Annotated in this window: 17 protein-coding genes; 13 read left to right on the top strand and 4 right to left on the bottom strand. The window is 68.1% G+C overall.

Translation table 11 applies throughout. From position 1 onward, the window contains the following. Nucleotides 1-106 precede the first annotated feature (106 nt). The 10 genes from ACFZDJ_RS09650 (at nt 107) to tyrS (ending at nt 9,598) form a co-directional block, all read left to right on the top strand. On the top strand, nt 107-304 hold the full coding sequence (locus ACFZDJ_RS09650) for a hypothetical protein (RefSeq protein ID WP_391057456.1): 198 nt from the start codon (nt 107-109) through the stop codon (nt 302-304). A 179-nt stretch (nt 305-483) separates the two neighbouring features. After that, nucleotides 484-1,293, top strand: coding sequence for an HAD family hydrolase (locus ACFZDJ_RS09645; RefSeq protein WP_391057453.1), 810 nt, complete (start codon nt 484-486; stop codon nt 1,291-1,293). Beyond that, nucleotides 1,290-2,303, top strand: coding sequence for an alcohol dehydrogenase catalytic domain-containing protein (locus tag ACFZDJ_RS09640; RefSeq protein WP_391057450.1), 1,014 nt, complete (start codon nt 1,290-1,292; stop codon nt 2,301-2,303). Before ACFZDJ_RS09645 ends, ACFZDJ_RS09640 begins: the two co-directional genes overlap by 4 nt. Before the next feature lie 155 nt (nt 2,304-2,458). Continuing rightward, nucleotides 2,459-3,472: a hypothetical protein gene (locus ACFZDJ_RS09635; RefSeq protein ID WP_391057447.1), complete on the top strand. Its 1,014-nt coding sequence runs from the start codon at nt 2,459-2,461 to the stop codon at nt 3,470-3,472. Further along, on the top strand, nt 3,466-4,362 hold the full coding sequence (locus ACFZDJ_RS09630) for a radical SAM protein (RefSeq protein ID WP_391057444.1): 897 nt from the start codon (nt 3,466-3,468) through the stop codon (nt 4,360-4,362). Before ACFZDJ_RS09635 ends, ACFZDJ_RS09630 begins: the two co-directional genes overlap by 7 nt. After that, nucleotides 4,359-5,375: a hypothetical protein gene (locus ACFZDJ_RS09625; RefSeq protein WP_391057441.1), complete on the top strand. Its 1,017-nt coding sequence runs from the start codon at nt 4,359-4,361 to the stop codon at nt 5,373-5,375. Before ACFZDJ_RS09630 ends, ACFZDJ_RS09625 begins: the two co-directional genes overlap by 4 nt. A gap of 14 nt (nt 5,376-5,389) precedes the next feature. Next, on the top strand, nt 5,390-6,100 hold the full coding sequence (locus ACFZDJ_RS09620; RefSeq protein WP_391057438.1) for a methyltransferase domain-containing protein: 711 nt from the start codon (nt 5,390-5,392) through the stop codon (nt 6,098-6,100). Beyond that, nucleotides 6,097-7,188: a hypothetical protein gene (locus tag ACFZDJ_RS09615; protein ID WP_391057435.1), complete on the top strand. Its 1,092-nt coding sequence runs from the start codon at nt 6,097-6,099 to the stop codon at nt 7,186-7,188. The genes ACFZDJ_RS09620 and ACFZDJ_RS09615 overlap by 4 nt, the downstream gene beginning before the upstream one ends. Then, nucleotides 7,185-8,096 (top strand): glycosyltransferase, encoded by a 912-nt coding sequence (locus tag ACFZDJ_RS09610; RefSeq protein ID WP_391057432.1) that lies wholly within the window; start codon nt 7,185-7,187, stop codon nt 8,094-8,096. Before ACFZDJ_RS09615 ends, ACFZDJ_RS09610 begins: the two co-directional genes overlap by 4 nt. A gap of 98 nt (nt 8,097-8,194) precedes the next feature. Next, the gene (tyrS, locus tag ACFZDJ_RS09605) at nt 8,195-9,598 is read left to right on the top strand and encodes a tyrosine--tRNA ligase (protein WP_391057429.1); all 1,404 of its coding nucleotides are present in this window, start codon (nt 8,195-8,197) and stop codon (nt 9,596-9,598) included. A gap of 168 nt (nt 9,599-9,766) precedes the next feature. On the opposite strand, the gene ACFZDJ_RS09600 is transcribed toward tyrS, so the two are convergent. Further along, nucleotides 9,767-10,396 carry a hypothetical protein gene (locus tag ACFZDJ_RS09600; RefSeq protein ID WP_391057426.1) on the bottom strand — a complete coding sequence of 210 codons (630 nt, stop codon included), beginning with the start codon at nt 10,394-10,396 and terminating at the stop codon, nt 9,767-9,769. Nucleotides 10,397-10,789: 393 nt separating this feature from the next. On the opposite strand from ACFZDJ_RS09600, the gene ACFZDJ_RS09595 reads away from it, so the two are divergent. The 3 genes from ACFZDJ_RS09595 (at nt 10,790) to ACFZDJ_RS09585 (ending at nt 12,720) form a co-directional block, all read left to right on the top strand. Beyond that, nucleotides 10,790-11,386, top strand: a complete 597-nt coding sequence (locus ACFZDJ_RS09595; protein WP_391057423.1) for a DUF317 domain-containing protein — start codon at nt 10,790-10,792, stop codon at nt 11,384-11,386. 98 nt (nt 11,387-11,484) lie between these two features. After that, complete coding sequence (locus ACFZDJ_RS09590) at nt 11,485-11,931, top strand: hypothetical protein (RefSeq protein WP_391057420.1); 447 nt, start codon at nt 11,485-11,487, stop codon at nt 11,929-11,931. Between the two features lie 90 nt (nt 11,932-12,021). Beyond that, nucleotides 12,022-12,720, top strand: coding sequence for a hypothetical protein (locus ACFZDJ_RS09585; RefSeq protein WP_391057418.1), 699 nt, complete (start codon nt 12,022-12,024; stop codon nt 12,718-12,720). 48 nt (nt 12,721-12,768) lie between these two features. On the opposite strand, the gene ACFZDJ_RS09580 is transcribed toward ACFZDJ_RS09585, so the two are convergent. The 3 genes from ACFZDJ_RS09580 to ACFZDJ_RS09570 all read right to left on the bottom strand — a co-directional run bounded on the left by ACFZDJ_RS09580 (nt 12,769) and on the right by ACFZDJ_RS09570 (nt 15,881). Next, nucleotides 12,769-13,314, bottom strand: coding sequence for a hypothetical protein (locus tag ACFZDJ_RS09580; RefSeq protein ID WP_391057416.1), 546 nt, complete (start codon nt 13,312-13,314; stop codon nt 12,769-12,771). A 222-nt stretch (nt 13,315-13,536) separates the two neighbouring features. Next, nucleotides 13,537-15,261: a relaxase/mobilization nuclease domain-containing protein gene (locus ACFZDJ_RS09575; protein ID WP_391057414.1), complete on the bottom strand. Its 1,725-nt coding sequence runs from the start codon at nt 15,259-15,261 to the stop codon at nt 13,537-13,539. Next, nucleotides 15,258-15,881, bottom strand: coding sequence for a plasmid mobilization protein (locus tag ACFZDJ_RS09570; RefSeq protein ID WP_391057411.1), 624 nt, complete (start codon nt 15,879-15,881; stop codon nt 15,258-15,260). Before ACFZDJ_RS09570 ends, ACFZDJ_RS09575 begins: the two co-directional genes overlap by 4 nt. Between the last annotated feature and the right edge of the window lie 8 nt (nt 15,882-15,889).

The raw sequence follows: 15,889 nt of genomic DNA, 5'->3' as shown, positions 1-15,889 counted from the left end.
TGATACTCCGAGCGCCTCCAGGCCGCTGTCATGGTCACACCGACGCGGTCGTCCCAGTACCCGCCTCGGTCTCCAGTAATCGTCCGAGATCGGAGGGGGTTCTGCGGTGGCCGTCGACGTTGCTGTTCTGCTGATCCTCGGCATCGTGATCGCCTTCTTATGCCGCGGAGGTGGGCTCAAAGCGGGTCACGCCGTGGTGTGCATGGTTTTCGGTCTGTACCTCGCCGGGACCCACAACGTCGGCCCGTTCGTGAAGGACGTGACGGCGTCGGTCGCCGGCCTGCTGTCGGGGCTGAGGTTGTGAGCGCGCCAGCGGCGTCGCAGGGACTTGGCGGCCCAGCACGGCCCCCCTGGACCTGGTGGCCGTCCAGCCCTTCTTCGCCTCCTGCGGGACGCCGAAGAAGGCGTCCTCGGATCGTAAATCCAGCCGACCTGAGAGTCCGGTTCTACACGAGATCACCGATCTGCTGATGGAGCCCCACTATGCGCTATCCGCCGACGTCCACCCCGTTGTCGACGACGCTGCCCGCGGTCCCCACGCACCCAGTGGGCGACGTGCTGCTTGGCCCTTCACTCCAGCGGAACTCCGCTGATCCGGCTCCGCGCCCGATCGCGGTGATACTCGATCTCTTCGGCACGCTCGTAGCAGCCCCGAGTACGGTCGAACGGAAAACTGCCGCCGCCCAGTTCGCCGTGATCCTGGGCGTATCCCCGTCGGCCGCAGAGTCGGTGCTGTCCGACACCTGGCGGGTGAGGCACGACGGGCAGCTGCCGTCCACTACCGAGGTCGCTGCCCACCTCGCCACCCGCTGCAACGCCACTGCGGCCCGCGTGGGTGAGCTGGAGATGCTCCTGGTCCGGCTCGCCCACGTCCGGCTCCAGGCCGATGCAACTCTCCTGCGGGCCCTGGAGCAGCTTCAGCGTGGTGGCGTAAGGCTGGCCGTCCTCAGCGACGCCTCCCCGGACGTCGCTGAGTCATGGAACCGCAGCGATCTCGCGTCGCACTTCGACGCCGCCGTGTTCAGCTGCCGAGCGGGTGCGGTGAAGCCTGACCAGTTGCTCTACCGCGCCGTCCTCCGAGAACTCGGTGTCGCCCCGCATCAGGCCCTCTACTGCGGCGACGGCGGCGGTGACGAGCTGGCCGGCGCGGAGCGGGCCGGGATGCACGCGGTGCGCGTGGAGCGTCGCGGCGGGCCGAGCAGCCTCGTGTTCGGCGAGACCGCCTGGTCCGGCAGATCGATACCCAGTGTCGAAGCCCTGCCCTCCCTGCTGGACAGCTGGGGAAAGCGATGAACAGCCCTCGCGCGTGGGCGGTTGAGAACGGCGTCCTCCGCCAGCTCTCCGCTCCAGTCGGCACGCCTGCGGAGGTGTCCCCCGCACGCGACACGACGATCATCAAGACGCGCTACACGGGATTATGCGGAAGCGATGTCGCGAAGCTCAGTCACCCATGGCAGGGGCGTTTGCCCGCACCGTGGTACCCGGGGCACGAGATCGTCGGCGTCGACACGGAGACGGATGGCTGGGTCGCGATCGACCCGCTGGTCTCCTGCCGCTCGTGCCACTACTGCGACCGCGGCCATGTCCACCTCTGCCCACGACTCCGGCGCATCGGTTGGGATCTCCCCGGAGGTCTCGCCGACTGCGTGAGAGTGCCCCGCGAGAGCGTGATCCCGCTTCTCCAGATGCACGATCCCGCGCACGGAGTCCTCGCCGATCCGATGGCGGTGGCCCTGCACGGAGTCCGCTGCGGGCTTCGGCTGCCTCTGGGCCGGCTCGGCATCATCGGGGGCGGCGTCCTTGCGGTGTGCACGGCCATCTGCGCGGCAGGGGCGGGGTGGGACGTGTACATGCTGGTCAGGGAGCCCTCGCGGTTGCATCAACTGCGCTACGTTCTCGACCGGCAGATCACTCTCCACTCTGTCGAGCTGCCGGAATGCGATGCCGTCGTGGACGCCGCGTCTGGTCACAGCGACGGCCCCATACGCCAGGCGCTGAAGGCTGTTCGTGACGGAGGAACGGTTCTCGTCCAGAACGCCTACGCGCCCCGCGTCGTTCTCTCGGTTCCCCTGCGGGACGTCTTCCGTCGCTCGATCACCCTGCGTGGCTCCTTCTCCTATTGCCGCGCGGATGGCTACGACGACTTCAGGGACGCCATCGACGTCATCGCCAAGGGCGGCGACTGGGCCGCTCTGATGACCCGAGATCGCTTCCCCCTCAGCGAACTGCCACAGGGACTGGCGGCCCTGAGCAACGAAGCACGCCACCGTCCCTTCAAGGTCCTGCTCACATCCGACACGTGATGGAAGGAGCCCAAGCCGTGGTGGTCACAACGCCATTGCTGGCCCAAAAGATCAACTCGCCGGCCGACATCTCACCTCTAGACGTGCAGGAAGGAATCGCGCGCATCCTCGCCTTACCGGAAGGCGGCACTCGCGACGTAATGCTGGGGAGCGTCTTGACGGGACTGCTCCTGCGAGGACCAAGACTGGAGGAGGTCGAGGCGGCGGTCCGAGCCGCGTCAGCCCTGGACCGTGACAGCTGGGACTTCCACCAGCCGCCCGACGGCATGCGGTTCGTCGGCTATACGGGCAGCGGGAAGAAGACCTTCAAGACGATCAACCTCAGTACCGCCGCCGCGCTGGTGGCGGCAACCGGGGGAGCGCACGTCGCGAAGCTCGGATCGCGCAGTGCGTCATCAAAGACCGGATCGCGTGACTTCATCGACCTCGTGGGTGCGACGAGCGACACCGTGCCGTACCAGGAGATGGTGGACATCACGGCGGAGGCCGGCTTCGGGTTCTTCTCCATCGAGAACCGCGTGCCCGAGTTCGACCGCCGCTATGGAGGCAGGTTCCAGGCCGTACACGCCCTCAGCCTGGCGTTCCCTGCCCTCCTCAGTCCGGTCACCTGCCCCGCCTACGTCTACGGTCTCTCGCACCCCGCGGTCAGTGCTTCCGCCCGGCTGCTGTCCCGGCTCGGTCTGCCGGACGTGGCGGTGATCAACTCCAGCGTCGGCCAGACGGTCCAGGTCGACGAGCTGCTCCCCGGAAGCACGGTGCGGGCCTGTCGCATCAACGCCGGCGACGAGGACCTGGCGTTCAACGATGCGGTGCGCAAGGGCGCGGCCTCGATGCCGCGAGACCTGAAGTCCGTCACCCAGCACGAGGACCCCCAGGAGAACGTCGCCGCGGCGATCCGCGTGCTGGCCGGCCGCGACACCAGTCAGGCTCGGAACGCGGTCGCCCTCAACGCGGCCCTCCTCATGGTGATGTCCGAGGCGACCCCCACCATCCAGTCCGGCATCGACAACGCTCTCGCGATCATCGACGCGGGCGCGGGCCTGGACACCCTGCAGCTGTTCGTTCGGCTCACGGGTGGCGCCCCGCACCAGCTCAACTCGCTCCTGCGGCCCGTCTCCGCGCCAGCACCACTGGTCAGCCCCGGCATCAAGGAGATAGCAGCGTGCTGACGCACGACGAACTCGCGATCGTCCACCTGGTCCTCAACACCGACTGCAACGCCTGGGACCTGAAGCCCACCAGCACCTCACCGGGCGTGTGCCGCTTCTGCTACCGCGAACGCAACCGGGTCAACACCGACCCGGACACCGTCCGCCGCGTCATCGACCGCGTCCGGTCGGAGTCCGAGGCCCACCGGTGCGTCTTCACCGGCGGCGACCCCGTCATGCCGTACGACAACCACCTGGAGGTGGCCCTCCGGCACGCCACCGAAGTCGGCTTTGAGACGAACCTCCACACCAACGGGCTGCTCCTAGGTGACCGTTACGCCGGCCTCCGGGACCACGTGACCATCTACTCCCTGGCAGTCGACGGCCCGAGCGCCGAGACGGCCAACTGGTTCCGCGGGCAGGGGTACTTCGAACGGTTCCTTTCCAACGTCGAACTCCTCACCGCCGACCAGCGACGGCTCGCGTTCAACACGTTCACCTCAGCCGGCTCTGTGAAGGAACTGCCTCGCCTCGCCCAGTTCATCGCAGGCGTGACCCAGCAGACTGACGTCGAATACTGGCTGATCTCCCAGTACCGGCCCATCGGTCGCGCGAACACCCGCAAGGCGGAGATCTACGCCTTCGAGCGGAACGACTTCGTACGGGCCGTGGACGAGGTGCGCCACCTGGTCGACGGCGTGGAGATCTTCGCCCAACCCACGCGCGCCCCGGAGGACCAGTACCCCTTCCGGGTTTGGGTCCTCGCCGACGGAACGGTCACCGCAGATCTCGGCAGCGTCGCGGCGCCCCGCAACGAGGTGCTCGGCGACCTCCTGGCCGACGGCTTCGAACCGCTGGTCCGTCGGGCCTTCGCCCTCCGCGAGCAGACAAAGTTGGAAGGACTCGCATGAAGTTCGACACCGCGTACTACCAGAACGTCATCGACCAGCACCGCTACGAACGCCTGGGGCTCGGCGCCATCGACTTCACTCTCTCCGGGATGAGCCCCGACGACCTGCGGACGAAGTGGGTGTGCCACACAGGCGCGCGCGGGTTCGCGGAGGCCGTCGCGGACGGGCAGCCCGCGATCGTCACCACCGGCGTCGGGCTCGGCGGGCCGCCTCACGCCGGCACCCTCTTCCAGCTGCTGCGGGCGATCAAACTGCAGCAGTGCGGCCTCGACGTCCAGATCGTGCTGGGCGACCTCGACTCCTACAACGCCCGCCGCACGCCCCTGGACTCGGTCCGGAAGCTCGCCGACCAGTACGAGGAGTTCGTCCTGGGCCTCGGGTTCGACGCCAAGCGAGGCGTGCTGCGCCGACAGGAGCGCGAGACCGACGTCATGGCCACCGCGTTCCTATTGTCGCGCCACCTGGACGACGACGACTTCCACTGGGCGGAGGAGGACCTCGCCGGCCTCTACCGCAACCACGGCGTCTTCGACCACCTCAACTACGGCATGAAGCAGGCCACCCTGCTCATGGCCGCGGACTTCGTCCACCTCCTCCGCGAAGGACGTCACGTCCTGGTCTCCCTCGGGGTCGACGAGCACAAGTACGTCGCCCTCGCCCGGCGCGGAGCCGAACGCTGGGGCCTGCCCGCCGAACGGCTGTCCGGCATCTACACCAAGATGATCCCCGGCCTCGGCGGCCTCCCGAAGATGAGCAAGAGCATTCCCGGCTCCGGGATCGACGCCTCCATGCGCGCCGAGGACATCCGTGCCCTGCTCCAGGCGGACACCGACACCGCGCCCACCGACGACGGCTCGGCGCTGCTCCAGATGTACGCGTGCCTGCCCGAGGTCGACGGCCGGGAGTACGACCGGATCTCGGCCGCGCGCCGCGCCGGAGGCCCCGAGTGGCACACCGTACGCGAGCAGCTGGTCGAACGGATGCTCTCGCTGTTCTCCCACTGGCCCAAGTAAGCAAGGAGTCTCTCGTGCACACGAACACCGCGACCTCCCGCCAGCCCCTCGGCGGCAGCGAGACCTACTTCATCAGGAGCGGTTACCGCAGCCGGGACCAGGTGGAGTATTTCCTCGACGAGACGAACGACACTGTTACGTGGCAGCCCGACGTCTACCCCTACGCCGCCGCCCGGGCCGAAGAACTCGGCCGTGACGTCGTGATCGACATCGGCTGCGGACGGGCGGGCAAACTGGCCTCGCTGGCCGGTGAGTACCCGGCCTGGTCCTACATCGGCGTGGACTTCGGGGACAACCTGGTGTGGTGCCGGGACAACCACCCCTTCGGGGAGTGGATCGAGGTCGACCTCGAATCGACCGAGCGGCTGCCCATCGACCCCGCCCTCGTGCGCCGGTCTATCGTCGTCTGCTCCGACGTGATCGAGCATCTGGTGGATCCGATGCCGGCCCTGCGCCTGATCCGTGGACTCCTCCTGGAGGGAAGCGCAGCCGCCATACTGTCAACCCCGGCGCGCGAATGTCGCAGCGGTTACGACACTCCCGGTCCGCCCCGCAACCCCAGCCACGTCCGGGAATGGGCGAGCGACGAGTTCCAGGCACTGCTGAAGGCGTCGGGGTTCGAGATCCACTACGCAGGGCTCACCCGAAGTGACGACGCCTCTAACGGCCTCTCCACCCAGCTGCTTCTCGTCGGTGCGGGAACGGCGGAAGGGGAGCATCGGTGACAGCGGTTGCCAGGACCGAGGGGCTACGCGTCGTCCACCTGCCGGCGCGCACCCCGTACGCGTGGAAGCTGCAGAGCCGCGATTTCCGCATCCTGAACGGGACCGAGATCCCCAACGGCGACACGGTGCCGGCGGCGGTCGACGCCACCTGGCTCCTCGAACACGGCCCTCTCACCTGGCTCGACGTCCTCCACCTGCACCACATCGACTTCGAGGACACCGCCACCCTGGAACGTCTGCTCGACGAGTGCCTGAACCACGGAGTCACCGTGGTCTTCACGGCCCACGACACGCGTCCCATGGTGGGCGCCGCTGAGGACTTCACCGCGCGGCTCCGCATGCTCCAAGCCGCCGAGGTCAGCTGGGTCTGCTTGACCGAGGGCTCCGTCGCGACGCTGGCCGAGGTTCTCGGCCAGCGTCCGCGGGCAGCGATCATTCCCCACGGCTACGTCGCGGCCCCGGAGCCCCTGGCCGACCTGGAGCGCGAGTCGAGCAACTCGACCGGCAGGTACCTGATGTTCGGCGCGTCACGGGCCAGCCGAGACCAACTGTCCACCCTGACCAACTGGAGCCTGGGGCTCATGGACCCCCACAGCACTCTCCATCTCCTTCTGCGCGCGTTCAGCCCCGCCGACTTCGCCGGCGGGGGCCGCGCTCCGCTGCTCTTGGAGACGGCCCGCCGCGACCCCCGTATCCGCCTGACCATGCGCCCGTACCCCACAGACGAGGAAGTGGTCCGCGCCGGCCTGGCCTCGGACGCCCTGCTGCTCCCCTACCTCTGGGGAAGCCACTCCGGGCAGCTGGAGCTGGCCTTCGACCTGAACCTGCTTCCCGTCTGCTCCCGCACGGGGCACCTGCCCGAGCAGTACGAACGGCACAAGGGGCTCGTCGAAGAACCCGAATGGTTCGACTGGTCGCAGGGGCACCCGAACCTCTTCGGGGAGAAGTTCCTGTCCGCGCTGGAGAAGGCGGCAGTGCGGCTCGGCTCCAGGACCCGTCGGTTGAACCGTGAGTTCCTCGACTACAGGGCTCAGGAACACCGGACGATCCTGCACCGATACGCCCGCGTGTACGGAGGTGACCGGTGAGCGTTCGACCGCGTATTTCGTGCGTGATCCTGTGCCACAACTACGGCCGGTATCTCGACCGTGCCATTAAGAGCTGTCTGGAACAGGAGCCCGGAAACTTCGTCCTTCACGAGGTCATCGTCATCGATGACGGATCTAGCGACGAAACCGAAGAAGTCTGTCTGCGATACAAAGGCGACGTCAAGATCATTCGGAGAAACCAGCAGGGTTTCGGCCAAACCCTGACCGACGCCTTTCTCCTCAGCACCGGCGACTGGGTGGCTCCGCTCGACGCTGACGACTGGTTCCACCCGTCGAAGCTGCGCACGTGCGCCGAGGCGATGGCGGGTGAAACGCTGTTCATCGAGCACTGGGAAAACGTGGTCGACTCCGACGGGAAGCGCATGCTGGAGGAACCGCATCCTGGCGGAAACACGAGCACTCTGCTGGTTCACCGAGATGCCGCTCTCACCCTCCTGCCGGCGAGCAACGAAATCTTCTTCCACGCCTTGCGACAAGCGGGCCGGGGCGTTGTCCTCCAGGAGCCGTTGACCTTCTACCGGGTCCACCCCCGCAGCATGACCGACCGCAGTACTCCCGGCGTGTCCCAGGACTACCGGGCTGACGTGTGCCTCGCACTCTCTGACCGCCTCCGCGCCCTCTATGCCAGTCCTCCCGGATGGGCGACCACCCGCCAGCTCAGAAGAACCTCCTGGCATTTCCGGACACTCGCTTTTGGTCACAGGGTGGAATCCGCCATGCAGCGAAAGGAGCGTTTGTCGGCGATCCTGCTGATTCCGGGGATGCTCATCGGCACGCTTCGTGCACGTGCCTCCATAACGCCGTGGCTCCGCTCCCTCTCCAGCACGATCACGGGAAGGCCCCTGGTGCGGCTGACGACGGCTCCGGAAGAGCAGACTCATTCATGATCATTCCGGTGATGCGTGGAGGGTGGCGATGATAAAATCGCCGCTTCCAATCCCATACTGGTCAGGCCAGTTGTCCGACCCAGGAGCGTATAGGCGCCATGAGCCGTTTGAGTGAGTCCGTCACCCGTGTCATGCACATCCTCGATGGAGCGGACCTGGGCGCGGACTATACGGTCGCGCAGCTGCTCGGCGAGACAACAGCAAGGCGCTCCCTCGACCTCTCCGACCTCTCCCCCCAGGAGCAGGCCGCCCTGGTCGAGGGGCGCGCAAATCACCTGATCCCCTCGGCCGCGGTGCTCGCCGAGAAGATCGAGGCCGCGCAGGCGGCGGGACGGTCGTTCGTTGTGAAGTACGGCATCGACCCGACCTCGCCCGATGTTCATCTCGGACACGCGGTGCCGATCATCATCGCCAGCCGGTTCCAGCGGATGGGCCACCACGTCGTCTTCATCATCGGCGACGTCACAGCCAAGATCGGCGACCCGTCGGGACGGTCCTCGGACCGACCGCCCCTCACCGACGAGGACATCGCCCGCAACCTGAGCGGCTACCAGCAGCAGGTCACGCCGTTCATCGACTTCGAGCGTGCCGATCTGCGCTTCAACGGCGAGTGGCTGAACAAGGTCACCCTGCCGGAGCTCGTCGGGGTCCTCGCCCGGGTGCCGGTCTCCATGTCGCTCCAGCGCGAGGACTTCCGCACCCGGCTAGCCGATGGCCATGGACTGTCTGTCGCCGAGTTCGTCTACTCCGTCGTCATGGCATGGGACTCCGTGGCCATCGATGCCGATGTCGAACTCGGCGGTGTGGACCAGCTGTTGAACCTCCAGATGTGCCGCAAGGTCATGGAGATCTCGGAGCAGGACCCCGAGGTTGTCATCACCACCCCGCTCATCGAGGGCACCGACGGCACGGGCACCAAGATGAGCAAGAGCAAGGGCAACTACGTGGGCCTGACGGCGTCGGCCGATGACGTCTACGGCCGGCTGATGTCCATCCCCGACCACCTCACCGAGCCGTACCTCCAGCTGCTCACCGAGTGGACGGACGACGAGATCCGCGTGATCACCAAGCGCCTGGAGGAGGGGACCGCGCACCCGATGGCGGTCAAGCGCATCCTCGCCGGCGAGGTGGTGGCTGCCCTTCACGGCCTGGACGCGGCTGCCGCGGCCCGCGCAGAGTTCACGGCGCGCTTCTCCAAGCGGTCCTTCGGGGACACCCAGAACCTCCCGGTCGTCTCCCTGAAGGACCACGCCGACGACACGATCGGAGCCCTGGTCAGCCGCACGCTGGACTTCGCTCCCAGCATCTCCGCTGTGCGCCGCGTGGCTCAGCAGAAGGGCCTCCGCCTGATCCGCGAGTCAGACGGAGACCAGCAGGCCACGTCGCTCACGGAGGCTTCCGTCCAGCAGACGCTCGGCGAAGTTGTGAGCGAGGCAGGGGCACTTGAAGGTGCCGAGCTTTACCTCAAGGTGGGCCGCAAGGTCGCCCGTATCGACGTCTGAGATCACGTGCGGCGCCGACTCACCTGCGTGAGTCGGCGCCGTTCTGTTTGCTCTCGGTGCGACCTGCAGGCGCGTAGATCGATGGTCATGAGAAGGGACGGACGGGCATCCCCGATCGGCGTCGGCCCGAGCGGGATTGCCGGTGATACGGCGGGCGGCTCGAACGGATCATGAAGCCCAGCCGTGGGTTATAGCGAGTCGGCCGGCCTGATACACGTTGCGCTGCTCGGTGATCCACCGCTCGACCTGTTCTACGGATTTCGCGACTGGCTGGTCCGTGGTGTCGAGCCGTTGAGTGCGCCATCTGGGATCACCGGTGTGCCAACCGGTCCAGCGGTGCCAGGCCATCTCGGGTGAGCCGTTGTTGATGATGACGTCGGGGCGGTGACGGGGGTCGAGAGCGTGCTTCCGGTGCCATGCGGCCCAACCGAGGAAGGCATCGACCGCCGGAGCGTCCCACCGACCCGGGTCGCGCTCGGCGAGGCGAGCACGCCGGACCTCGTCGGCGACATCGACGAGGCACACGGCGATGCCGTCCAGTAGTGGCGCGGACGGTACGGCGCGGACTTCGCCCAGGGGAGACTGTCCGGTGAGCAGAGGGTCAATGCCGCGATCCTGGTACTCCAGCGCGCGTCGCACCCACATCTCGGTCATGCGATGGCGCCAGCGCAGGTCGGCGCTCTCCGGCACACCGAGTTCATCGAAGTCGTGCACGACGATCTGCCGGAGCCTGCCGACCGCGGCGTAAGCGAGCGTCGTCTTGCCCGAGCAGCTGGACCCGGTGAGCTTGAACAACATCGCCCCAGAGTGCCAGCGCCGCGGCATCTCTCTCGACCCGATTCTTCGCGCTACCCGCCTCCACCGGGTGCCAAGTGAGGGCAGCGAATGCTCGGCCAGATTCCAGCCCGCTCGCGGTCACGAATACCAGCATCTTTAGGCAGTTCGCCGGGGGCAGACAGGAAAGATCCCGGAACGACTGGTGCGCTGGGTGCAAGGCATGTCAACGTACAACACCCTGCTGGTCAACCCATCCCCGAGCCTACGGAGGCGCCCCTGCACCCGCACCACCCCAATCCCTCCCGTCCCGACTCACCGGACCCGGTCTACTGGGTCACTCCCCGCCACCTGGCCGGTGACGACAGCGCTCTCGCCGAGCGGATCGGTGACACCCTGGCCGGCCTCGGCTGGCGCATGTGGCCCACTGCCCGCCATACCCTGCTGTACGTCAGCCCAGACGGGGTGCGTGGCGCCGAGTGGATCCTCGCGGCCCACCCGTTCGAGCTCGGCGGACTGCCTGTTGCCTGGCAGCTGAGCGCCCGCCCGCATGCCACCTCCGTGATGACGGGGTGGAACGCGTACTTCACCACCGGCGTCCCGTGCGAGGCACTCGCCGAACTTCTCCTGGCGATCGACTCCCATGCAACGCCGGACAACGGCTTCGCGGAGCCTGAGACGGTCCTCAACGCGCTCAGTGCCCGGGGCTGGCTCCGCGACGTGGATCGTCCCCGCACCACCGCCACGGACCCAGGGTTCTCCTGCAACGTCTCCTTGGAGATGATGCCACCGCTCGTCCAGGACGCCGACCCGAGTCCTGACCTGATGGGGTGGCAGGCGTGGGCGGAACCCGTTCTCGGCGCCCCGTACCTGTGGTGTGCCAGTTTCAGCGCCAGCGTCCCCCACGACCTGGTCGCCGCGTTCGCCGCGTCGCTCGCCTCAACGGCTCCGGTGCCGCGCCGCACGCTGCCCAAGAGCGCCGAGGGTCGGCTCAGCGTCGTCCGTCGCAGCTGACGATCCGCTCCCGGAGGCAGCAGTTGTGCTGCTCGTCGCGGATCCCCCTGAGTCGCACGTTTCCCCTGTGCCCGTCAGATGACAGAGATGGAGGCTTCGTGTTCCGACGACGTGCTCGCGCCGACCGTGAGTTCCGTGAGGCCCAGCGTGAGTCTCTCGCGCTACTGCAGATGCATGCGCAGGAGCCGTGGCCGTTCGACATCACCCAGACCGAGGCGCCGGCCGGGGTGGGCGCGGAAGCGGTCGTGCCGGATTTCCCGCCAGCAGAGGTGCGGGCGCCGTCCCGGCACGATGTCGAGGGCGTGATGATGCGCTGGATGCAGCCGCTCGTCATCGACGGCGAGGTCCACGCGTGCCCGACGTGTGGCACGTACCGGGACTGGATCGTCTTCTGCATGCGCGACGATTCGGTGTGGCTGCGCTGCCGGGCCGGCCACCAGGTGCAGGAGCCCTGTCTGGACGCCGCCTGGTTCAACCGCAACTCCGGTCCGGTCGACCGCTGGCATCCCACCCTTGAGGACGGGCTGCGCCACCTCGGCCACTGAGCCCCGAAACCCCAAACCACTCCCACGTATCGCTGGCGCTCGGAGAGCCAGCCTGGTCAGACCACCCGTTGCGTCAATTTTGGGGTTCGTATGCGCCTTCACAGCACGATCGTCCTTAGTTTGAGCGCTCTCACCGTCGTGGACTTGGCGGGCTGCTCCACCTCCGGCACGCCTACCGACGCCCGGGCCTTTTCCGCCTCCGCGCCCGCGCGCCAGGAGGGCGAGAACGCCCTGGCGCCCGCGCTGCTGTCCTCGTCCGCTCTGAGTAAGCGCCTCCTGGACGAGAGCGACCTCGGTGAGGGCTACGCCCGCAAGCCGCAGCAGCCCGAGCGGCACGATGACGTCACGGTGTCCGGCTGCCCGGCCCTGGACAAGCTTGGCGGAGCCGCTGCGGTCGGCGGCAGTCTGGACTTCCCCCGCAAGGCGAAGGCGTCCTTCACCTACTTGGACGGCAGCGACTCCGAGGTGGCCGAGGAGCTGTACAGCGGTACCGAAGACAACCTCTCGAAGGGCATGAGCCGGATCTTCGAGGCGATGACCTCCTGCCCCACGTACCAGGTTCTCGTCGGCGCTACCCCCGTCACGGTCAGAACGCAGAAGCTGCCCGCTCCGAAGCTGGGCGAGGAGAGGTGGAGCGAGCTACTCACCTTCATCGCCGGCGGACACATCAGCGTGGTCAAGCAGACGGCCGTCCGTACCGGCACGGTGGTCGTCGTGGTCTCTGGCAGCGCAGCCCTGGTCGATGCCCACCTGGCGAAGGCCGTCGACAAGGCCGATAGCGCTTTTTGAGCGCGGGTGGGGGGCTTGACGCCATGGTGGAGCGTTCAGGTCCCGGGGTCAGAAAACTTGATCGTCCGTGGCCCCTGCAGACCGAAGGCGTCGGTTCTCCTCTTCCAAGGCGGCTACGCGTCGTTCGAGTTGAGCGCGGGTGGGCCTCTTCGGCGACGGGGGTGGAGGAGCTGCCTCGGGAGGAGGTGGGGGTGGCTTCGCAGCAAGGCCGATTGGCTCGTAGGCCACGATCACCGAGGGGTCCTTCCCGCATTCGAGGCACTGCATCGAGTACGGACCGTGTGTCGTGGGTGTGGCGACCTCCCGGTGCCGGCGGGTTTCAGCGATGTGCCCGCAGTAGAGCCGCACCCGCCACCGCATGATCTCGTGCTCCGGTGTCTTGAACTTCTGCATCAACTCCCATGCCCGTCTGAAAGCCTCGTGCTTGCGCTTGGTGATCTCGGGGTCGGCTTGCTCCCTTGCCTGTGCCTCTTTGGCCCGCTCCTCGCTCCGCTTGCTGGAGGCTTCGCTTTGCTTCTGGTTTCGGTGGTCCCGTCGGGTGAGCTGGTAGTCCTCCAGGGGAACGCCGCTGCTTTCGTACTCGACCTCCGCCATGGGGTGCACCGTAAGTCCGGCAGCGTTCATCCCCGGTCCGGGTGGGCGGAGTTGATCGTTGAGTGCGTACGACTGAACGAGGCCGAGCACCTCTGAACGGGGTCTGTTTCTGGCTGTTGGCACAAATGCGTGACGGGCCCGACCGGGAGAACCGGTCGGGCCCGTCGTCATCGCGCAGCCGGTGGCATCAGCGGCGCGGTCGGCTACGGACCTTCGCCAGGATCATCGGCGCGGTGCGCGTGATGCCGGAGGCGTTGCGAGGTGCCGTGCCATGGCCTGGCGGCCAGTGAGGCGGCTGGCTCGGGTGGGTTCCGGAGCCGGGGCGTAGGCGGGAAGGCCGGCCATGCGGCGCAGGCGCCAGACCAGGACGTCGCTGATGGAGTCGGCGGTGCCCAGTTCCCTGCGAGCGGCAGCCTCAGCGAGGAGAAGCTGAGGGTTGTGGCCTGCTTGCGCGGCGTCGGCGAGGGTGGCGGCCAAGGCGTCCCAGCCGGGTTCGGCCAGGACAGTATCGGCGAGGTCGAGTAGCGCGGTGCGCACGGTGGTGGCGTGGTGGTGGCGCAGGGACGGGGCGATATGGCGGCCACGCTCGCGCAGCACCATGAGGGGTTCGGCGGCTGCCTGCTGGTAGGCGGCCCGGAGGTGTGCTGCGGCTCGGCGGGCGGCCTCGGCCTGCTGGGCGTGCTCTCGCTGAGCGTGCCAGTGGGCGGCAGCGACGGCGAGGAAGATCAGCGTGTCCAGGACCAGCGCGGTGCCGGCCCCGTCCTCGCCCCGGCCGAACGCGGGCCCGCTGTTGACCAGGTCGCGGGCTGCCCGGCGCAGGTCCTGCGCGTGGCGGAACTCGGCGCGGGTATGGGAGCGGGAGGCCCGCTCGAACTCCCAGGCCGCCTTCCGCAGTTCGTTGCGGGTGTGGAGAGCCGAAGTCTTGGCGAGGGCATCAAGGACCTCGCCGACGGCGGCGATCTGGGCGGCAGCTGCGCCGTCGTCGCTGCTGTGGTCGAGGACGAGCACTGCCGCCCAGGCAGCGTGGGCGGTCGTGCGCCGTGCTGTCGCGGGTGCCGAGGACGCGGTAGAGCGTTCCTGCTGCTTGCTATCGGCGGTCCCCGGTGGGGCGGAGTCGCTGGTGAAGCGTTCCTCGATGCGGGGCAGGGACAGGTCGGGCGCGAGGGTGGAGCCGGCGTAGTAGATCGGCTCCTTGTCCCCGTTGCGATCACCCGGCAAGGCGACCTTGTAGCCCTTCACGTCCCCGGAGGGCAGGACCCTGGTACGCACGAGAAGCCCGGCGTCCTTGAGTCGTCCGAGGAACTCGTCCGTGGAGGCGGCGCCGGCCACCGCACTACGCACGGTCTCGCGCAGTTCCTCGCGCGCGGCGCGGTCCCAGCCCAGGCGATCGGCCTTGTGCCGCTCGGCGCTGGTGGTGCGCTTCGCCGCAGTGCCGTCGCCGGGGGCAACGCGGTGGAGATCGTAGTCGGCTTCGATGAGGCGGGCTTCGGCCTGGGCGCGTTTACCGGAGCGGTGGTGGTCGGGACGGCGGCCGTCTTCGCGGACGAGGGTGGCGATGATGTGGATGTGGTCGTCGGCGTGGCGGACGGCGGCCCAGCGGCAGCCGGCGCCGTCGCCGGGGTCGATGCCGGTGGCCGCGACGATGCGGCGGGCGATGTCGGCCCACTGTTCGTCGGTCAGGACCGGGTCGTCGGGGGCGGCGCGCACCGAGCAGTGCCACACGTGCTTATCGGGTCGCTGGTCTGCGTCGAGCAGATGGAGGGGCTGGTCGAGGAGGCGAGCGAGGTCCTTCTTCGTCGCCGAGGGGTCGCGGCCCGGGTCGGGGGCCATGTGGTCGAAGGAGGCGACCAGGTGAGGGTCGACGTGCTCCTCGTGCGTGCCCTTGCCGTAGAGGTAGTGGAGCAGGCCGAGGGTGCTGCTGCCCTGCCGGTGGATGCTGGGGATCAAGCCGCCTCACCCTCCTCGCGGTTGGCCGTACGGTCGACGGCCTTCCTCGTGGCGTTGGCCGCGCGGTGGATGTCGGCGAGCACTTCCTTGAGGTAGGGCACATCGCCACCGGAGTTGAGCGCCTTGGCCACCTGGTTGAGGTTGCTGCCGGCCCAGCCGAGCTGACGGCGCATGGCAAACAGCTCGGTGAGCACATCGCGTTCGGTGGCGATGGTGGCGGCGGTGCGGGACTGGTCGCGGGCGGCGGCAAGAGCGGAGTGGGCGAGGAAGCCGGCCACGCTCATGCCGACGGTATCGGCGCCGGCCTGGATGATGGCGTGCTCGTGATCGCTGAGGCGGACGCTCTGGGCAGGACGCTGCTTCTTCGCGCGCGGACGCGCCTTCCCCTTGATCGTGGTCCGGCGTGCACGGCCGGCCTTTCCCGGCTGCGATCCGCCCTCGGTCGCAGCCTCCCCGTCCGGCGCCCCCTGGCGCCGGACGGGCCCCGCCACCCCCGGGGCGGGTTCGGGTTCGGGCGCTCCCCCTACGGGGGAGTGTCCGAACCTCCAACTTGCTGCGCTGTTGACGCCGGTGATCATCTCCTGCTGAGGGGTGGAGAGTTCGTGGTGCGAGTCGTGCATGGGGCGGT

The sequence above is a fragment of the Streptomyces sp. NPDC007896 genome, from assembly GCF_042959425.1.
In the GTDB taxonomy this organism is placed as follows: Bacteria; Actinomycetota; Actinomycetes; order Streptomycetales; family Streptomycetaceae; genus Streptomyces.
This window is presented reverse-complemented; position numbering and strand designations above follow the sequence as displayed.